Annotated in this window: 14 protein-coding genes; 6 read left to right on the forward strand and 8 right to left on the reverse strand. The window is 67.0% G+C overall.

Annotation, left to right across the window (positions count from 1 at the left end; translation table 11 throughout):
• Positions 1 to 301: 301 nt before the first annotated feature.
• From rpmE to pgi, 3 genes are all read left to right on the forward strand, one after another.
• Positions 302 to 520: a 50S ribosomal protein L31 gene (gene rpmE, locus pbN1_RS02245; RefSeq protein WP_011238763.1), complete on the forward strand. Its 219-nt coding sequence runs from the start codon at positions 302 to 304 to the stop codon at positions 518 to 520.
• Positions 521 to 713: 193 nt separating this feature from the next.
• Positions 714 to 2,351: an ArnT family glycosyltransferase gene (locus pbN1_RS02250; RefSeq protein WP_169201457.1), complete on the forward strand. Its 1,638-nt coding sequence runs from the start codon at positions 714 to 716 to the stop codon at positions 2,349 to 2,351.
• Between the two features lie 70 nt (positions 2,352 to 2,421).
• On the forward strand, positions 2,422 to 3,981 hold the full coding sequence (gene pgi, locus pbN1_RS02255; RefSeq protein WP_244857129.1) for a glucose-6-phosphate isomerase: 1,560 nt from the start codon (positions 2,422 to 2,424) through the stop codon (positions 3,979 to 3,981).
• 19 nt (positions 3,982 to 4,000) lie between these two features.
• Here pgi and orn read toward each other — a convergent pair whose 3' ends face one another.
• Entirely contained in the window at positions 4,001 to 4,552 is a 552-nt protein-coding gene (orn, locus tag pbN1_RS02260; protein WP_011238760.1) for an oligoribonuclease, read from the reverse strand.
• 75 nt (positions 4,553 to 4,627) lie between these two features.
• On the opposite strand from orn, the gene pbN1_RS02265 reads away from it, so the two are divergent.
• Both pbN1_RS02265 and rsgA read left to right on the forward strand, forming a co-directional pair.
• Positions 4,628 to 5,884 (forward strand): M48 family metallopeptidase, encoded by a 1,257-nt coding sequence (locus tag pbN1_RS02265; protein WP_169201455.1) that lies wholly within the window; start codon positions 4,628 to 4,630, stop codon positions 5,882 to 5,884.
• Between the two features lie 15 nt (positions 5,885 to 5,899).
• Positions 5,900 to 6,850 (forward strand): ribosome small subunit-dependent GTPase A, encoded by a 951-nt coding sequence (rsgA, locus tag pbN1_RS02270; RefSeq protein WP_244857131.1) that lies wholly within the window; start codon positions 5,900 to 5,902, stop codon positions 6,848 to 6,850.
• A gap of 90 nt (positions 6,851 to 6,940) precedes the next feature.
• On the opposite strand, the gene pbN1_RS02275 is transcribed toward rsgA, so the two are convergent.
• Both pbN1_RS02275 and pbN1_RS02280 read right to left on the reverse strand, forming a co-directional pair.
• The gene (locus pbN1_RS02275; protein WP_011238757.1) at positions 6,941 to 8,122 is read right to left on the reverse strand and encodes an acetyl-CoA C-acyltransferase family protein; all 1,182 of its coding nucleotides are present in this window, start codon (positions 8,120 to 8,122) and stop codon (positions 6,941 to 6,943) included.
• A 22-nt stretch (positions 8,123 to 8,144) separates the two neighbouring features.
• Positions 8,145 to 9,071, reverse strand: a complete 927-nt coding sequence (locus tag pbN1_RS02280) for a CobD/CbiB family protein (protein ID WP_169201454.1) — start codon at positions 9,069 to 9,071, stop codon at positions 8,145 to 8,147.
• Between the two features lie 314 nt (positions 9,072 to 9,385).
• Here pbN1_RS02280 and pbN1_RS02285 point away from each other — a divergent pair, with 314 nt between their 5' ends.
• Complete coding sequence (locus pbN1_RS02285) at positions 9,386 to 9,982, forward strand: Tll0287-like domain-containing protein (RefSeq protein WP_169201453.1); 597 nt, start codon at positions 9,386 to 9,388, stop codon at positions 9,980 to 9,982.
• Positions 9,983 to 10,020: 38 nt separating this feature from the next.
• Here pbN1_RS02285 and pbN1_RS02290 read toward each other — a convergent pair whose 3' ends face one another.
• The 5 genes from pbN1_RS02290 to pbN1_RS02310 all read right to left on the reverse strand — a co-directional run bounded on the left by pbN1_RS02290 (position 10,021) and on the right by pbN1_RS02310 (position 16,846).
• Entirely contained in the window at positions 10,021 to 11,952 is a 1,932-nt protein-coding gene (locus tag pbN1_RS02290; protein WP_169201452.1) for an ATP-dependent metallopeptidase FtsH/Yme1/Tma family protein, read from the reverse strand.
• 506 nt (positions 11,953 to 12,458) lie between these two features.
• Complete coding sequence (locus pbN1_RS02295) at positions 12,459 to 13,493, reverse strand: U32 family peptidase (protein WP_169201482.1); 1,035 nt, start codon at positions 13,491 to 13,493, stop codon at positions 12,459 to 12,461.
• 19 nt (positions 13,494 to 13,512) lie between these two features.
• Positions 13,513 to 14,436, reverse strand: a complete 924-nt coding sequence (locus pbN1_RS02300; protein WP_169201451.1) for a hypothetical protein — start codon at positions 14,434 to 14,436, stop codon at positions 13,513 to 13,515.
• Positions 14,433 to 15,131 carry a subtilisin-like serine protease QhpE gene (gene qhpE, locus pbN1_RS02305; RefSeq protein WP_169201450.1) on the reverse strand — a complete coding sequence of 233 codons (699 nt, stop codon included), beginning with the start codon at positions 15,129 to 15,131 and terminating at the stop codon, positions 14,433 to 14,435. Before qhpE ends, pbN1_RS02300 begins: the two co-directional genes overlap by 4 nt.
• A complete protein-coding gene (locus pbN1_RS02310; protein ID WP_169201449.1) occupies positions 15,128 to 16,846 on the reverse strand; it encodes an ABC transporter ATP-binding protein in 1,719 nt (572 codons plus the stop codon). Before pbN1_RS02310 ends, qhpE begins: the two co-directional genes overlap by 4 nt.
• Positions 16,847 to 16,854 lie beyond the last annotated feature (8 nt).

The following is a 16,854-nucleotide window of genomic DNA, read 5'->3' on the forward strand; positions in this document are numbered from 1 at the left end:
CTGTCTGATGTGACCGGGCGCATGTTTGGGTAACGCCTCCATCGGCGCCAGAACGAGCCGCACACGAAACTGCGGCAAGAAAGGCGCGTATTGTAGGGGCAATCGCGGGCCAGTGCAGGCGGGTAGCCGCGGTGGAGCCGGCAGGCGGCCGCGCCCCGCGCCCCCGCCAACCGTGGTCCACCGCGTTGCCGCAGCCGTGCGCCGATCCTTGCTTTTGCCCCCCTCATCCACGATAATTCCTCGTTTCCAATCAGCTCTCAGGGCGGCCACAGTCACCGCCCGCTCGTACAAGGGAATCATCATGAAAGCGGACATCCATCCCAAATACGCCGAAGTCCAGGTGACCTGCTCCTGCGGCAACACCTTCGAGACGCGCTCGACGCTCGGCAAGCCTGCGCTGCACGTCGAAGTGTGTGCGGCCTGCCACCCGTTCTACACGGGCAAGCAGAAGATCGTCGACACCGCCGGTCGTGTCGAACGTTTCCGCCAAAAATACGGCAACGTTCAGCGCCTCGGCTGATTCCTGGCCAAAGTCTAGAAAAGGCAGCTTCGGCTGCCTTTTTTATTCAACCACTGCCGCGCCGTCGGCCCCTCGCAGCGCGCCCGATGGTTTGCCGGCTAGAATCCCGCCCTGACGACGACGGCGCGTCGCAAACGTGTCCGTGGTGGTCCTGGTCCCCGCACCAAAAAGTGCTGCCCGACACCCGTCCCGAATGACTCGCGCCCCCAACTCTCCCCTGCCGAAACAGCACCTCTACGGAGCGGCCGGGCTGGCCGTGCTCGTTGGGCTGTATCTTCTTGTCGGGCTGACCGGCCACGTCCCGTGGCGTGGCGACGACGCCCGGCATTTCGGCCCGATCTTCGAGATGCTGCAGGGCAACGGCCTTCTGTTCCCGCTGATCGCCGGCGAACCGTCGACAAGTTTCCCGCCGCTGTATTACTGGACGGGTTCGGTGTTTGCGCTGCTGTTCGGCTGGCTGCTGCCGCCCCACGATGCGGCGCGCCTCGCCACCACGCTATACACGGCGCTCGCGATCTTCTGGATCGCCCGTGCTTCGGCGCGGCTGTACGGCAAGCACACGCGCACTCCGGCTGCGCTGTTGACGCTGGGCACGCTGGGACTGGTGCTCCACGCGCACGAAACCCAGCCGATGATCGCCGTGATGTCGTTCGTCGCGATGACCCTTGCCGGCCTGTCGCTGATCCCGACGCGGCCCGCCCTCGGCAGCCTCCAGGCCGCTGCGGGCTCGGTGCTCGCATTTCTCGCCGGCGGCCTGCCCGGCGTGATGCTGACGCTGCCGCTGTTTCTCGTCGTCGTCATTGCGTGCCCCGAGTGCCGCAACCCGCGCGCCAGCGGCGGCCTGATTCTCGGACTGAGCCTCGCCGTGGGAGCCGGCGCGCTGTGGCCGCTGGTTCTTCACTACCAGGCTCCCGAACTGCTCGCGCTGTGGTGGCGCAGGGAATGGCTCGAGTTCGGTGCGGACCCGCTGCGGCGCGACGAGTTTTCCCGGCTGGTCGAACTGTTCGGCTGGTTCGCCTGGCCGTTGTGGCCGATCGCGCTGTGGTCGCTGTGGCGCGCGCGCCGCCAGCTGATGCGGATTTCCTGGCTCCTGCCGATCGCGTCAGCGCTGCTCGCCGGCGGCTGGATCATCGCCAACGGCAGTCTCGCCCAGGCGACGATGCTCCCGCTGATCCCCCCGCTCGCGTTGCTCGCCGCGGCGGGCATTCCGACACTGCGACGCGGCGCAGCCAACGCTTTCGACTGGTTTGCGGTGATGACCTTCGTCGTTTTCGCGCTGCTGGTGTGGATTGCATGGACGGCACAGGCCGTTTCCTGGCCCCCCGGGCTTGCGCGCCACGTCGCGAGGGTCGCCCCGGGGTTCGAACTCAAAGGGAGCGTGTCGCAGGCGCTCGCCGGGCTCGGCATCTGCGTGAGCTGGATCGTGCTGATGTGGCGGCTGCCGCGCTCCTTCAATCGCGGCCCGGCAAGCTGGGCGATGGGCATGACGACGCTGTGGTGCCTCGCAGTCGTGCTGCTGATGCCGTGGTTCGACTACGACCGCAGCTACCGTCCGGTTGCGACGTCGCTGGCCATCGCGCTGGCGGGGGAAAGGAGCGACTGCGTCGCGATGCTCGAGCTGTCGCCAAGCCAGCGCGCCTCGTTCCACTATTTCGCCGGCGTGCGACCCGAAAGGGTTTCCGGCAATGAAACGGTCTGCAGCTTTTTGCTGGTGTACGATAGCCGCAACCCTGCCGCGCTCCGGCCAGCCCAGGAATGGCAGCAGATCTGGGAGTATCGCCGTGGAGGTGGCAAACAACTCGAAACATTCCGTCTTTATCGCCGTGACTGAACCTTTTACCCCTCCGCACCGGCTGTCCGCCTGGAGCACGCTCGAAAACCACGCTGCCCGGTTGCGCACCATGCGCATCGCGGAACTGTTCGAGCATGACGCCGCGCGCTTCGCGACCTTGTCCTTCGGCCACCGCGGCCTGCTGCTCGACCTGTCGAAGCAATCGATCGACGCGCCGGCACTCGCTGCGCTCATTGATCTCGCTGGCCAGGCTCGCCTGCCGGACGGCATCGAAGCGCTTTTCGCCGGCGAGCATCTGAATTTCACCGAAGACCGCGCGGTACTGCACATGGCACTGCGCGGCGCCTGCGCAGCCCCGCCCGAAGACGCCGCGACCCTCGCGCAATCGCAACAGCGCATGCGTGCGTTCACCGTGGCGCTGCGCAGCGGAACGATGACCGGTGCGACAGGAAAACCGATCCGCCTGGTCATCAACCTCGGCATCGGCGGCTCCGACCTCGGCCCCCGCATGGCGGCGCAGGCACTCGTACCGACCGGGTTGCGCGCGACACCGGAAGTCCGCTTTGTCGCGAACATCGATCGGCGCGAGCTCGACGAAGCGCTCGCCGACGCAGACCCGGCCAGCACGTTGTTCGTCGTCTCCTCGAAAAGCTTTGCGACCGCCGAAACCCTGGCCAATGCGCAGGCAGCCCGAGCGTGGCTGCAGGCAGGCCTGGGAGCCGGGTGCGATCCGGCGCTGCATTTCACTGCAGTCAGCAATGCGACCGACGCTGCGGCCGCATTCGGAATTCCCGCGGAACGCGTCTTCCCGCTGCCCGAATGGGTCGGAGGACGCTATTCCGTGTGGTCGACGATCGGGCTGCCACTGATGATCGCGATCGGCGCGAGCGAGTTCGACGCATTCCTGGCCGGCGCCCGGGCGATGGACGAACACTTCCGCACCGCGCCGCCGGACGAAAATCTTCCGGTCCTGATGGGCCTGGCAGGCCTGTGGAATACCGATTTCCTCGGCATCGAAAGTCTCGCGCTGCTGCCCTATGCGCACGGCCTGCGCAGTTTCGCCGCGTGGCTGCAGCAGCTCGAAATGGAAAGCAACGGCAAGCGTTGCCTGCGCGACGGCTCCGGGAGCGTCATCCACACTTCGCCGATCGTGTGGGGCGGCGTCGGCACCGTCGGCCAGCATGCATTCCACCAGCTGTTTTACCAGGGCACGCGCCGCGTCGCACTCGATTTCATCGTCCCGGTCGCGGCGGCTGACGACGTCTCCCAGCGCTCCCTGGTCGAGAACGCGTTCGCGCAATCGGCCGCGCTGATGAGCGGACGCGACCTCGACACGGCGTTCGCCAGCCTGCGCGCGAAAGGACTTGCGGAAAGCGAAGCGGCAGTGCTCGCGCCGCATCTGGTCTGCCCGGGCAACCAGCCGAGCACGACGGTGCTGCTGCCCGCGCTCGACGCGTTCTCGCTCGGCCAGCTGATGGCCCTGTACGAGCACAAGGTGTTCGTGCAAGGCTGGATCTGGGGAATCAACAGTTTCGACCAGTACGGCGTCGAGCTGGGCAAGGAGATGGCGCGCAGTCTTTCAGCAGGGTCGGGCGAGAATCACGATGCGTCCACTGCAGGCCTGATGGCGGCAGCCGAGGCGATGCGGCGCACTCCCGACCGCAGCTGATCGCCGCCCTGGCCGACAATCACGGCACGAGGCGCAGGAAATTGTCCCGGTAGTGGCGCAGTTCGGCGATCGACTCGCGAATGTCGGCGAGCGCTTCGTGCTTGCCCTTTTTCTCGACCCCCTTGTACACCTCGGGCCGCCAGCGTTTGGCGAGTTCCTTCAGTGTCGACACGTCGAGGTTGCGATAGTGGAACCAGGCTTCGAGGTGCGGCATGTAGCGTGCCATGAAGCGGCGGTCCTGGCATATCGAGTTGCCGCACATCGGCGACGTGTGCGCCGGCACGTGTTGCTGCAGGAACGCGAGCATCTGCGCCTCCGCGTCGGCTTCACCGATCAGCGACGCCTTGACGCGATCGGTCAGACCCGATTTGCCGTGCGTGTTCCGGTTCCACTCGTCCATTGCGTCAAGCACGCTGTCGGGCTGGTGCACGGCGATCACCGGCGCTTCGGCGACGGTGTTGAGCTGGGAGTCGGTGATCACGATCGCGATCTCGATGATGCGGTCGGAATCGGGCTGGAGGCCGGTCATCTCCATGTCCAGCCAGATGAGGTGGTTCTGATCCTGTGCCATAATCCTTCAGCCCGCTTTAACAAAGCGCAGATTGTGGCATAAATCCCCGCCCCGCCGCCTTCCACCCCCTCCTGCATGGCACCCGACACTTTCTCGAACCTGTTCGTTGCCGCACTTCTCGCCACCCTGTTCATCAAGGTCGCGCTGATGGTGCGCCAGAGGCATCACGTGCGGGGGCGGCGGGAACAGGTGCCCGCGCCGTTCGCGGACTCGATCGGTCTCGAATCGCATCGCAAGGCTGCCGATTACACCTGCGCACGGATGGCGCTGGGCGTCGTCGACGCCACGGTCGGGGCGGCTTTCGTGCTGGCACTGACGCTCGGCGGGGGCCTGCAGGCGATGCACCGCGTCCTTGCGGGATGGTTCGACCCTGACGGGCTCGCCCATGGCATTGCGCTGCTCGCCGCGCTCGGCGTCCTCGGCTGGCTCATCGAATTGCCGTTCGCGCTATACCGCACTTTCGTCATCGAAAAACGCTTCGGTTTCAACAGGATGACTCCGGCGTTGTACGTCGCCGACGTCGCGCGCGAAGCGCTCCTTGCCGCGCTCATCGGCCTGCCGGTGCTCGCCGCGGTGCTGTGGCTGATGGGCGCGATGGGCGAGCACTGGTGGCTGTGGGTGTGGCTGTTCTGGTTCGCATTCAACCTGCTCGGACTGTTCGTCTGGCCGACGTTCATCGCCCCGCTGTTCAACAAGTTCACCCCGCTCGCCGACGAGGCGCTGCGAAAGCGCGTCGAAAACCTTCTGGCGCGCTGCGGTTTCCGCTCGCGCGGACTGTTCGTCATGGACGGTTCGCGCCGTTCGGCGCACGGCAACGCCTACTTCACGGGTTTCGGTGCGGCCAAGCGCATCGTGTTCTTCGATACGCTGCTCGACAAGCTCAGCCCCGCCGAGGTCGAGGCCGTTCTCGCGCACGAACTCGGGCACTTCCATCACCGGCACATCTGGAAGCGGCTCGCGGTGGTCGCCGCCACGAGCCTCGCGCTGCTCTGGCTGCTCGCGTGGCTGATGGGACAGTCGTGGTTCTTCGCCGGACTCGGCATCGAAGACGGAGCCGGCGGCACCGCCGTCGCCCTGGCGCTGTTCGCGCTTGTCCTGCCGGTGTTCGCGTTTCCGCTCGGACCGCTGATGAGCCACTGGTCGCGGGTGCACGAGTTTCAGGCCGACGCGTACGCGGCCCGCCAAGCGAGCGCAGCCGATCTCGCCGCGGCGCTGGTCAAGCTGTATCGCGACAACGCGTCGACGCTGACGCCCGACCCGCTCTATTCGCGCTTTTTCGATTCCCACCCGCCAGCTTCGCTGCGGGTTTCGCGCCTGCGCGCAGGCACGTGACGCTTGGGAAACCAATTGACCGCCTCCCCATCGCCCGACAGCGGCGCAAGCCTGAACGGCGTCATCACCGCCGCGTTCGGCCGTCACTATGAAGTCGATCTCGCCCGACATCACGCTGCAAGCGGCTCCGATCCGGCCCAGCCGCGGCTGAAGTGCTATCCGCGCGGCAAGAAAAGCGTCTTTGCGTGCGGCGACGAAGTCGAGGTCAGCCCTACCGGCAGCGGACAGGGCGTCATCAACCGATTGCACCCGCGCCGTAACCTGCTGTGGCGGTCGGATGCGTTCCGCGAAAAGCTCATCGCCGCGAACCTCACGCAGGTCGTGGTCGTCGTCGCGACCGAACCGGGTTTCTCCGACCTGTTGATCTCGCGCTGCATCGCTGCTGCGCAAAGCCAGCAGCTCGGCACCCTGATCGTGCTGAACAAGGCCGATCTGCGTGATCAGTTGCCGGCCGCCCGGCGAATCCTCGCGCCGTTCGAGAAACTGGACTACCGCATCGTCGAACTCAGCGCACGCGAAGGCGCCGGAGCGCTGCGCCCTTTTCTCGCAGGCCAGCGGAGCATCCTGGTCGGCCAGTCGGGCATGGGCAAATCGACCCTGACGAACGCCCTGATCCCCGGGGCGCAGGCGGCGACGCGCGAGATTTCGGAAGCGCTGAACAGCGGCAAGCACACGACAACGTTCGCGCGCCTTTACGGGCTCGACGGTGGCTGGCTGATCGACAGCCCCGGCCTGCAAGCCTTCGGCCTCGCGCACCTGACTGCCGACGAACTGGCGGCAAGCTTCGTCGAGTTCGCGCCGCACCTCGGAAAATGCCGCTTCCGCGACTGCCTGCACGAGTCCGAACCGGGATGCGCGCTGCGGGCGGCGATTGCAGCGGACGCGATCGATGCGCGACGCTTCGAGCATTTCCGCGTCATTCGCGAAGAGATCACCCACGCAAAACGGCAAACGCAGGGCTGGTGATTCGTTCCACCACCCTCCGGGCCGGGCGGAATTACTGGCAAAAAAAACCCCGCCGCAGCGGGGTTTTTTCGTACCGGTCGCGAGACGCGGTCAAACGCGTTCCCAGATCGTCGTGATGCCCTGGCCGCCGCCGATGCACATCGTCGCCATGCCGTAGCGGCCATTGACGCGGATCAGCTCGTGCAGCAGCTTGGTGATGATCACCCCGCCGGTCGCACCGACCGGATGGCCGAGCGCGATCGCGCCGCCGTTCGGGTTCGTCTTCTTCGGGTCGAGGTCGAGGCCCCGATTGACAGCGATCGACTGAGCGGCAAACGCTTCGTTCGATTCGATGACGTCGATCTTGTCCAGCGTCAGCCCGGCGCGCTGCAGCGCGAGCTTCGAAGCGGGGATCGGGCCTTCGCCCATCAGGTCGTTCGGCACGCCGGCGATCGCGTAAGCGACCAGGCGTGCGATCGGCTTGTGCCCTGCGGCCGCAGCCTTGCCCGCCTCGGCCAGGACCAGGAAGCTCGCCGCGTCGTTGATGCCCGAAGCGTTGCCGGCAGTCACCGAACCGTCCTTCTTGAAGGCCGGCTTCATCTTCCCCAGCGCTTCCATCGTCGTCATGCGCGGATGCTCGTCGGTGTCGAAGACGACCGGTCCTTTGCGCGTCTCGAACGTGATGGGCACGATCTGGCTCTTGAAACGGCCATCGGCGATCGCCGCCGCCGCACGGTTCTGCGACTCCAGCGCGAATGCGTCCTGCTCCTCGCGGCTGATGTTCCACTTCGTCGTCAGGTTTTCTGCGGTCACACCCATGTGTCCGACCCCGAACGGATCGGTCAGGACTGCAACCATCGCGTCGATCGCCTTGGTGTCTCCCATGCGAGCGCCGCTGCGCAGCGCCGGCAGCAGGTACGCGCCGCGCGACATCACTTCGACGCCGCCGCCGATCGCGAAATCCGCGTCGCCGAGCATGATGGCCTGCGCCGAATTGACGATTGCCTGCTGCGCCGATCCGCACAGGCGGTTGACCGCGAAGGCGACCGAATCCATCGACATGCCGCCCTGCACCGTCGCCAGGCGCGCGACGTAAGGGTAGCGCGACTCGGTCGGGATGCAGTTGCCGACCGCGGCGAAGCTGATCTGCTTCGCGTCCACCCCGGAGCGGGCAATCGCTTCCTTGACGACCACAGCGCCGAGTTCAGCCGGTTCCATGTCCTTCAGCGAACCGCCGAAACCGCCGACCGCCGAACGTACCGCACTCAAAACCACTACTTCACGATTCGCCATCTCAGTGCTCCCTCCTCAAAAATCAACGACCAACCCAACCGGCTATCACAACCAAAGCGAGCATTAACAGGCAAAGCACCAGCGCTCGCCATACCAGGCCCACGGTACTCTGCATGTATTCGGCATCGGCTTCCGCGCCGACGCCCATTTCCGGCCGCTCGACGATCTCGCCGGATTCGTGGACGGGCATTCCCAGACGCACTCCCAGCGCTCCCGCACCGGCGGCAATCAGTATACCGGACGCCCTTTCGCCCCAGAGCATCGCCTGGGTGCGCCAGCAGAACAGCGCGTCCTCGAAGTCGCCGACGACCGAAAACGACGCTGCGGTCAGGCGGGCCGGCACCCAGTCAATGACCGCGAACGCTTTTCTCGCGAAGCGGCCGAACTCGCCGAATTCGGCATCACGGCGCTGCCCCCATTCCTCACCGAGGAAGCGCGCCAGGCGATACAAAATCGCGCCTGTCGGCCCGGGCATGACGATGAACCAGAACACCACACCGAACACGTTGCGGTGCGCCGCGACGAGCGCTTTCTCGATCGCGAGCCGCGCCACCTCGCTCGAACTCGCCTCGCAATACTGTCCGCCGCGCCATTCGCCGAGGAGCGTGCGGGCGCGGGCAAGTTCGTCCATGCGCAGCGCGAGGTGGATGTCGGTGAAGTAATGGCTCTCCTGGCGAAAACCCATCGTCAGATACAGCACGCCGATATTGAACGCGAACGCGAGCGCCGGGTGAATCAGCCACAGCAGGACGAAGACCAGCACGCCTCCCAAAACCCCGAGAAGCATCAGCAACCACCATGCGATCGTTCCGTTGCGCGCCCGGCCGTCGTTGAAGCGGTCAACGAGTACGCGGGAAAACCGTCTGAGGGGATCCAGAACAACCTGCCGGACCGGCAGCGGGCGCAGCTGCTCGATGAGCAGCGCAACGATCAGCGAGAAAAGCGTCATTCAGGGGGGGTCGGGGTAAAAAAATCTGCAAACCATTTATTTTTGGCCAAGATACCACAAGGCCCAGCCTATTGTGCACCACGGAATAAGCCGGGCACTGCGTCGCCGGCGCTCCAGCGGCGGTTTCCCGGCCTCCGATCCGGTTTGCGGAACGGCCCGCGATAGCGCTTTTTACCCATACGAAGCGGGTGACTTGCTGCACTGCGACCCGTCCAGGTCGCGGCCGGACGTGAAGTGCATCGTGTCGATCGCCCCCAAAGGAAATCGAGTGTAATATTAGCATTCACTTTTATACGACAGCCAAGGAGATTCCGATGAAGCTCATGCCCGCCCTCAAGTGCCTCCCCACCCCCGTGGCCGTCGCGCTCGGCTGTGCCTGCCTGTCGTTTTCCGCGCTCGCCGCCGACGACGCGATGCTCGTGGAAGCGCGCGCAGCGGCGTCCACACTACCGCCGAGGCTGCTGGCCGCGCTGAACGAGAAAATCGCCGAAGTGGGTCCCGAAGGGGCGATCCCGGTGTGCAAGGACATGGCGCCGGCCATGGCGAAAGAAGTCGCGGCGAGCACCGGATGGCAGCTCAAGCGCGTGAGCCTGAAGCCGCGCAACGCGCAGCGCGCGACGCCGGACGCCTGGGAAAAAGCCGCGCTGGAAGAATTCGACCGGCGCGCCGCCGCAGGCGAGAACCCTGCCGGTCTCGAGAAAGGGGAAGTGGTCGAGGCTGCTGGCGGGCACGTCTATCGCTACGCGAAGGCCCTGCCGACCCAGGCGCTATGCCTGAGCTGCCACGGCCCGCGCGACCAGCTCAAGTCCGAAGTCAGGGCGGTTATCGACGAGCATTATCCCGACGACCGCGCCACCGGCTACAAGGAAGGCGAGATCCGGGGAGCAATCGTCGCGACGAAGCGTCTCTGACCCCCGCCGCGACCCAACGCCAGCCCCGGGGCCATCCTTTACACCGGCCCGGGAACCGTTTCCATCGCAACACGCAGTGCCGCCGCGTCGTTCGCCGCGTCGGCGTGGAAATCATGCGCCGGCAACATCTCGCACAGCAACGCGCCGGAAACCGTGTCGTCCTTCAGCAGCGCCGCGGTCACGGCGTGCAGCACGTGACAATGGCGTTCGAGCGTCTCGCGGCACGCGCGCTGGGCCGCTTCGAGCATCGCGCGCGCTTCGCCCAGCGCCCGCTCCTGGATGTGTGGTCCGACCAGTGCATCGGGCACACCGGCGAGGCTCAGCAGCCCGAACTGGCTCGAAAACCCCATCGAGCTGACCATTTCGATTGCCAGTTCCGAGGCCCGCTTGAGGTCATCGGCCGCGCCCGACGTCGTGTTGCCATAGCTCATCAGTTCGGCCTCGCGACCAGCCAGCAGCATCGACAGCCGCGCCTTCAGTTCACGCTCGCCATACAGCGGCACTTCGTCCTCGCGGCTGACGAAGGTCACGCCGAGCGCCTGGCCGCGGGGCTCGATACTGATGCGCTCGACGCGGCCCGCTTTCAGCGCATGGGCGACCAGCGCGTGGCCCGCTTCGTGCACCGCAATGCGCTCGCGGTGCGTTTCGGTGAACGCGGCTTTGAGGCTCGAGACTTCGCCACCGAGCTGATGCGTCTCGAGCGCACGGTGCAGGTGAGCCTGGGTCACCGAAGCGCTGCCCGACTCCGCCGCCAGTACCGTCGCGCGATTGACGATGTTCGTGATGTCGGCGTGCGACAGGCCACTGCTCGCGCGGGCGAGCGCCTCCGCGTCGATCCGCCCGGAGTCGGCGCGGACGCGGGTCAGACACAGCTCGAACAGTTCGCGGCGGTCGTGCACGGTGGGCAGGTTGACGCGCGCGACGAGGTCGAAACGACCGGGGCGGCGCAGCGCTTCGTCGACGTTGCCGACGTGGTTCGTCGCGCCGATGACGATGACGTTGTCGGACGTCGAGAAACCATCCATCTCGACGAGCAGCTTGTTGATGATGCGATTCTCTTCGGACTGCCCGCCCTCGACTTTCGCACCACTCGCGCGCTTGCCGATGCCGTCGAACTCGTCGATGAAAATGATGCAGGGCGCATTCTTGCGGGCGGTCGCGAAGAGTTCGCGGACTTTCGCGATGCCCTGGCCGTAGAACATGCTCGAAAAATGCGAGCCATCGACGGCGATGAAATTGGCCTTGCATTCGCCGGCGAGTGCGCGTGCCAGCAAGGTTTTTCCGGTTCCCGGCGGGCCTTCGAGAAGCACGCCGCGCGGAGGCTTGGCCCCGAGCGCGAGATATTTCTGCGGGTCGCGCATGAAGGCAGTCACCTGCTGCAGCGAGGTTTTCGCATCCGACGCGCCGACCACGTCGACGAAACTCGTCTGCGGCTTCTCGGCGAGCCTGGCTTTCGCGCCGCCGCCCATTGCACCTTGCCGCAGCAGATAGACGCCGAGCACCACCATTGCGGCGACCGTCAACAGCGTGAAGAGCCGCTCGAGCACGCTGCCCGTGCTGGCGACGATGCGTTCGCCCACCGTGCGCGCGTCCACGCTGATGCGGGTCAGCGCGAAACCCTGCTCCCGGCTCGCGGTTTCGAGGCCGGCCAGCAGTCCTTCCTCGCCCGCGACGAGCTCGGTGCTGAATTGCTCACCGCTGCGGGTGGTCGCCAGCACGCGCTGGCCGTCGACCCCGACCGCGGCGATCTCGCCCTGTCGAAGCTTGTCCGCGAAAACCGATGCGTCGAGCGGACGGTCCAGCCACATGTGGGGGCCGGACTCGAACTCGCGTGCGAGTTCGGTCTTGCCAGCCGTGCTCGGCGCGTGGCTGTGGTAGTCGAACGCGATCCAGCCGGCGACGACGGAGGTAAAAAGGGCGACGGAAAAAAGGATTTGGACCCAGCGGGGCCACGCAGAGAATAGCTTCATCGACGATCCGGGATTCAGCCCCGAATAGGACCGTCGGAGGGTCCGGGCAGGGCCTGCTATGTGGCGGCGCGAACCGCCAGGTTCAGCTTCGAGTGCAGCGTGCCGGGCTGTGACCGCCCCGCTGCACCCTCGATTATTGCTACCGCACACGCAGTATTTTTGTGCGGTGAAGCATTCTTTCCCAGCAGCCATTCGCGAGCAACTTTCGCGCGCCCGGCCGACACGATGACGTTCGCGCAGGGCAGCCTGCATAGCGCCCCGCGCTGCCAGACTTCAGCCGGCATTACGCCTACGCGTTATGCAGCCGGTTTTGCGACTCCCACCCAGCAACGAAACATGCCGTTACATAATCGACCGTCGGATAGCCTGGTCATCCGGGTCGCTCCACGGCCGCCGTTCTCGTCAGCTGCTCGTCCTGATCGACGCCGCGATCGTCGAGGCGGTTGGAATCCGGCCGACGAAACCAGCTTTTCATTGATTATGCCGGAAGCGATCCGGCGGCGACTTCAGGCGGGTTGTGCGTGAACGGCGATCTCCGGCCGGCTGCGTTTCTCGGGGTAATAGCACATGTAACCGCTCGCGCAGTGGCTCGGCGCGGCGCGCAGTCCGACCGCGCATTCGCGGACTTTCGTCTCCGGTTCGCCGTCCTCGATGCGGCGCAACACCTCATGGACGAGCTCGACACTCTTCACCTTGCGCTCGCTCGCCCCTTCGCGCCCGGCGATCTTCACCGAATGCACGCCTGCCGCATGCATCGCCGGCATCGCGCACAGGCCGCACGGGCCCCACGGATAGCGGTTCGGCGCGACCGAAAAACCGTTGCCGAAGCGATACCACAGCCAGCGCTTGTAGTCCTGGTCGTTCTTTTCCAGCCGCCGCAGCGCCCGTTCGGCAGGCGCTTCGCCGCTCGCGGTACGGTATTCGAACTGGTAGTTGTCGATGCAGATCGGTCCCCCCTTGTTCATCGGCAGATGCACGGTGTGGCACGCGCCCTCCTCGAACACGCAGCCGTCGTTGAGCACGAACGCTTCGATGTCGAGTTCGGGGAGTTCGGTCGCGATCGCCGCGATCTCGGCGACGGTGACGTCGCGCGGCAGGATGATGCGGCGCGCGCCGAGCTGCGCGAAAAAGCGCGCCGATTCGACGTTGCGGCAGGTCGCCACCGAGCTGACGTGGATCGCGAGCTCCGGCACGTTTGCCGCGAGCGAGGCGATCAGCGAGATGTCGGCGACGATCGCGGCGTTACCGCCGATGCTGCGAAAGTGCGCGGCGATTTCGGTCAGCGCGTCGAGGTGCTGCTCGCCGTATTGCTGCGCGTTGAGGACGAGGAACACTTCGGCATCGAGCGTGTGCGCGTTGTCGATGACGCGCTCGAGGTCGGCATAGCCATTGAGGTTGCCGAACACGCGGCGATTGACGCCCGAAGTGTTGAAACGCCGGATCCACTCCGGAGGCACGACGCCGCAATACAGTTCGCGCGCGCCAGCCCGCACCAGCGGTTCGACTTCGGCAGGCGTGCTGATCGGTGCAGTGATTTTCATGCGTGAGGGTTGTTTCACTCTAGGCTCCCGACAGGACGATACGGCTGACCCAGCCATTCGCCACCGCCTCGGCGATTGCCGCGCTCATGCCCGGCGCGTGGCGGTAATACATCGTGTTGCCGCGCTGCGAAGTCTGCAGCTCGCGCGTGCCGGGGCGCGCGCCGACTTCGGAGAAGCCGAGGCATTCGCGGCGGCATCGGTGGCCCGGCGAGAATTTTTCCGGCACATCGAGCGCCAGCGAACCGAGCTTGCAGATGCGGCCCTTCGCGATGTAGCCATACGGCGCGCGCACGCCGACCGGGAAATCGATGCCGGCATACATGTCGGCAGCGCCGAACGGCGGGAAATCGAGTTCCAGGCGGCCGATGCCCAAATTGTCGAGGATCTCGCGGAACGGACCGGCGCGCAGGCCGTTCGGGTACATGCGCGCCCACGTCGCGGACGGCAGCCGCGGGTCCTTCAGCATCTTCCCGAGCAGCCGCCCGGCGACCGGCCGCAGACCCGGGAATTCGCGCTGCACGACGCGCGCGACGCCCCAGTCGTTGACGGTCACTTCGGCGCCCGCGGGCAGGCGCGCGAGCGCGGCGCGAAGCGGCTCGAACAGGCTGTCGCAGGCGATCGGCGTGACGAGGCCGAACGTCACTCCCCAGCGCTCGCAGAGGGCCACGGCGCGATCGATCGCCTCGATGCTCGGCAGCAGGTGCTCGCAGAACTCGCTGCCGAGGAAGAAATGCGTCGGCTCGGCGTCGTCGGGCAGCGTGACGCACTGTCGGGCGTCGCCGAGCCGTTCGAGATAGTCGTCGCGCGTGACACGCTCCTGGCGCGCGAACGCGGCCAGCTCACGCTCGTCGACGAGCGCAAAGCCAAGCTCGATCGGGCCAGCCGGAGGTTTTGGCGGAATGGAAAAGGTCGGGGTGGGGGTCGGGGTCGGAGTCGGTGTCATGAATCGGTCTCCGCGATTCTTCTGTTTTCGCGCCCCTGCCAGGTGGCAAAGGCCGCGAGGTAGGCAACGAGCCCGCGAAGGCCCGTGTCGGGGTGCTGCATGAGGTGATTCGCGATGATGCCGGTAAAGCGCGCCGCGGCCATGCTCGCGCCGCCCGGAGCTCCGCCGGGCGCGTCGGGACAGGTTCCCCACGCGGCGCCGGATGCGGTCGCCGGGTCGAGCCGTGACCATTCGCCGGGAGCGCAGCGCGCATCGCCGCTCACCGCGAGCACGCCGGGATAACGCGCCGGATATACCGGCGAGCCGCGCGCCGGCGCTGCGGCGACGAGCAGCACGCCCTGTCCCACGGCCCACTCGCAGGCTTCGCGCAGCACGCGGCGGTCGTCGGCGAGACCGAGGCTCAGGTTGACGACACGGGCCCCTTCGGCGACGCACCAGTCGATCGCGGCGGCGACGAGGCGCGGCGTCGCGGGCCGGGCGACCGTGGCGACGCGCGCATCGAGCAGGCAGGCGGCCGGCGCCGCACCGAGGACCAGCGCAGCGACGCATTTGCCATGCGGCAGCGCAGGTCCGTGCGGCGCTTCGCAACGCACGACGCCATCGGACTCGCCGCCGGCGAACTGCACCGCCGCGTGCAGCGCCGTGGGCGACACGCGCTCGAAACCACCATCGACGATGCCGACGCGCAGTTTCATACGGCCCTCAGCAGCGGCGCGGGCGGTCGCGCCGGCGGCTGCTCGACCAGCGCGCCGTCACGCAGCTCGACGACACCGTCGAGCTCTCCGACGGACGCGAGGTTGTGCGTGATGACGATGCGGGTGCGACCGGCGAACACGCGGTCGACCGCCATGACGATCGCCTGCGCGACCGGCAGATCGAGCCCGGAGGTCGTCTCGTCGAGGATCAGCACCGCCGGGTCCTGCAGGATCGCGCGGGCGAGCGCGATGCGCAGGCGTTCACCGCGGGACAGCGCGGACGCCGACGCGCCGACCGCCTTGTCGAGGCCCCCCGCGTGGGCGAAGCGCGCGAGACCGGCGAGGTCGAGCGCGCGCAGCAGCGCCGCCTCGTCGGCATCCGGCGCGACGAAGCGCAGGTTGTCGCGCACGCTGCCGGGCATCAGCACCGGGTCCTGGTCGACGACGACGACGCGCCGGCGCAGTTCGGCGAGATCGAGCCGGTCGAGCCGCACCCCGTCGAGCAGGATGTGGCCGGCGCCCGGATCGTAATGACGCTGCAGCAGGTCGATCAGCGTCGATTTGCCGGCCCCGGACGCGCCGATCAGCGCGAGCTTGCGGCCGGCCGGAATGTCGAGCGACGCGCCGTCGAGCACGCGCGCCTCGCCGTAGCCGAAACGCACGTCGACGAGTCGGAGGTCGCCGCGCACCGGCTGCGCGAGCGCGACCGGCTGCGCCGGCGACGTGACCGTCGGCAATTCAGCGGCCAGTTCGCGGATGCGCTGCAGGCTGACTTTCGCCCGCTGCCAGCCCATGAAAACGCCCGCCGCGGTCTGCAGCGGACCGGCCGCACGGGTTGTGTAGGCGATGAACGCGACGACGACGCCGACCGTCAGCTCGCCCGCCGCCGCGAGGCTGCCGCCGACCGCGAACACCAGCAGCACGCCGAGCCCGGACAGGATGCGCTGCACGCCCCCGGCGCCGAGCGAGGCGACCTGCGAGCGGCGCAGCGCCGCGAAATAATCGCCGTGATGCGCGCGCAGCTCCGCCTCCTGCCGCGCGCCGGCATTCGTCGCCTGGATGAACTTCATTGCGCGCAGCGATTCGACGAAAAAACTCGACATCGCCGCGCTCTGCTGCCGCACCGCCTGCGCGCTGCGTTCGAGCCACGGCCGCGACCCGAGCAGCGCCGCGACATGCAGCGGCACCAGCGCGAACACCAGCGCCGTCAGCAGCGGACTCAGCGACAGCATCAGCGCCAGCGCGACGACCAGCGAAAACGCCGCGTTGAGGAGACCCATCGGCGCGTCGATCGCAAAACGCTGCACCTCGGCGACATCGCCGTCGAGCCGCGACAGGATCTCGCCGCCGCGGGTGCGCGCGTAGTACGTCGGCGCAAGCGTCTGGAGGTGGCGGTAGATCTGCTCGCGCAGGCCGAACAGCACGTGCGCGGACAGCTTCAAATACGCGAGCCGGGAAACGGCCTCGACCGCGACGCCGGCAACAAGCAGCGCGAGGAACGCGCCGCACAACTGCAGCACCACGTCCATGCGCCCGCCGACGATGCCGTCGTCGACCAAGCGCTGCGTGAGATACGGTGGCAACAACGCGGCGCCCGACGCGAGGAAGGACAGCACGACGATGCCCGCTGCCGCGCCCGCCCGCCCGCGCACCGTCGGCCACGCCCACGCGAGCGCCTGCAGCGGCAGCGACCCCTTTTTCCGCAGCGCGATCACGCGGCGGC

Origin of the sequence: Aromatoleum bremense (assembly GCF_017894365.1) — a bacterium.
Taxonomy (GTDB): Bacteria; Pseudomonadota; Gammaproteobacteria; order Burkholderiales; family Rhodocyclaceae; genus Aromatoleum; species Aromatoleum bremense.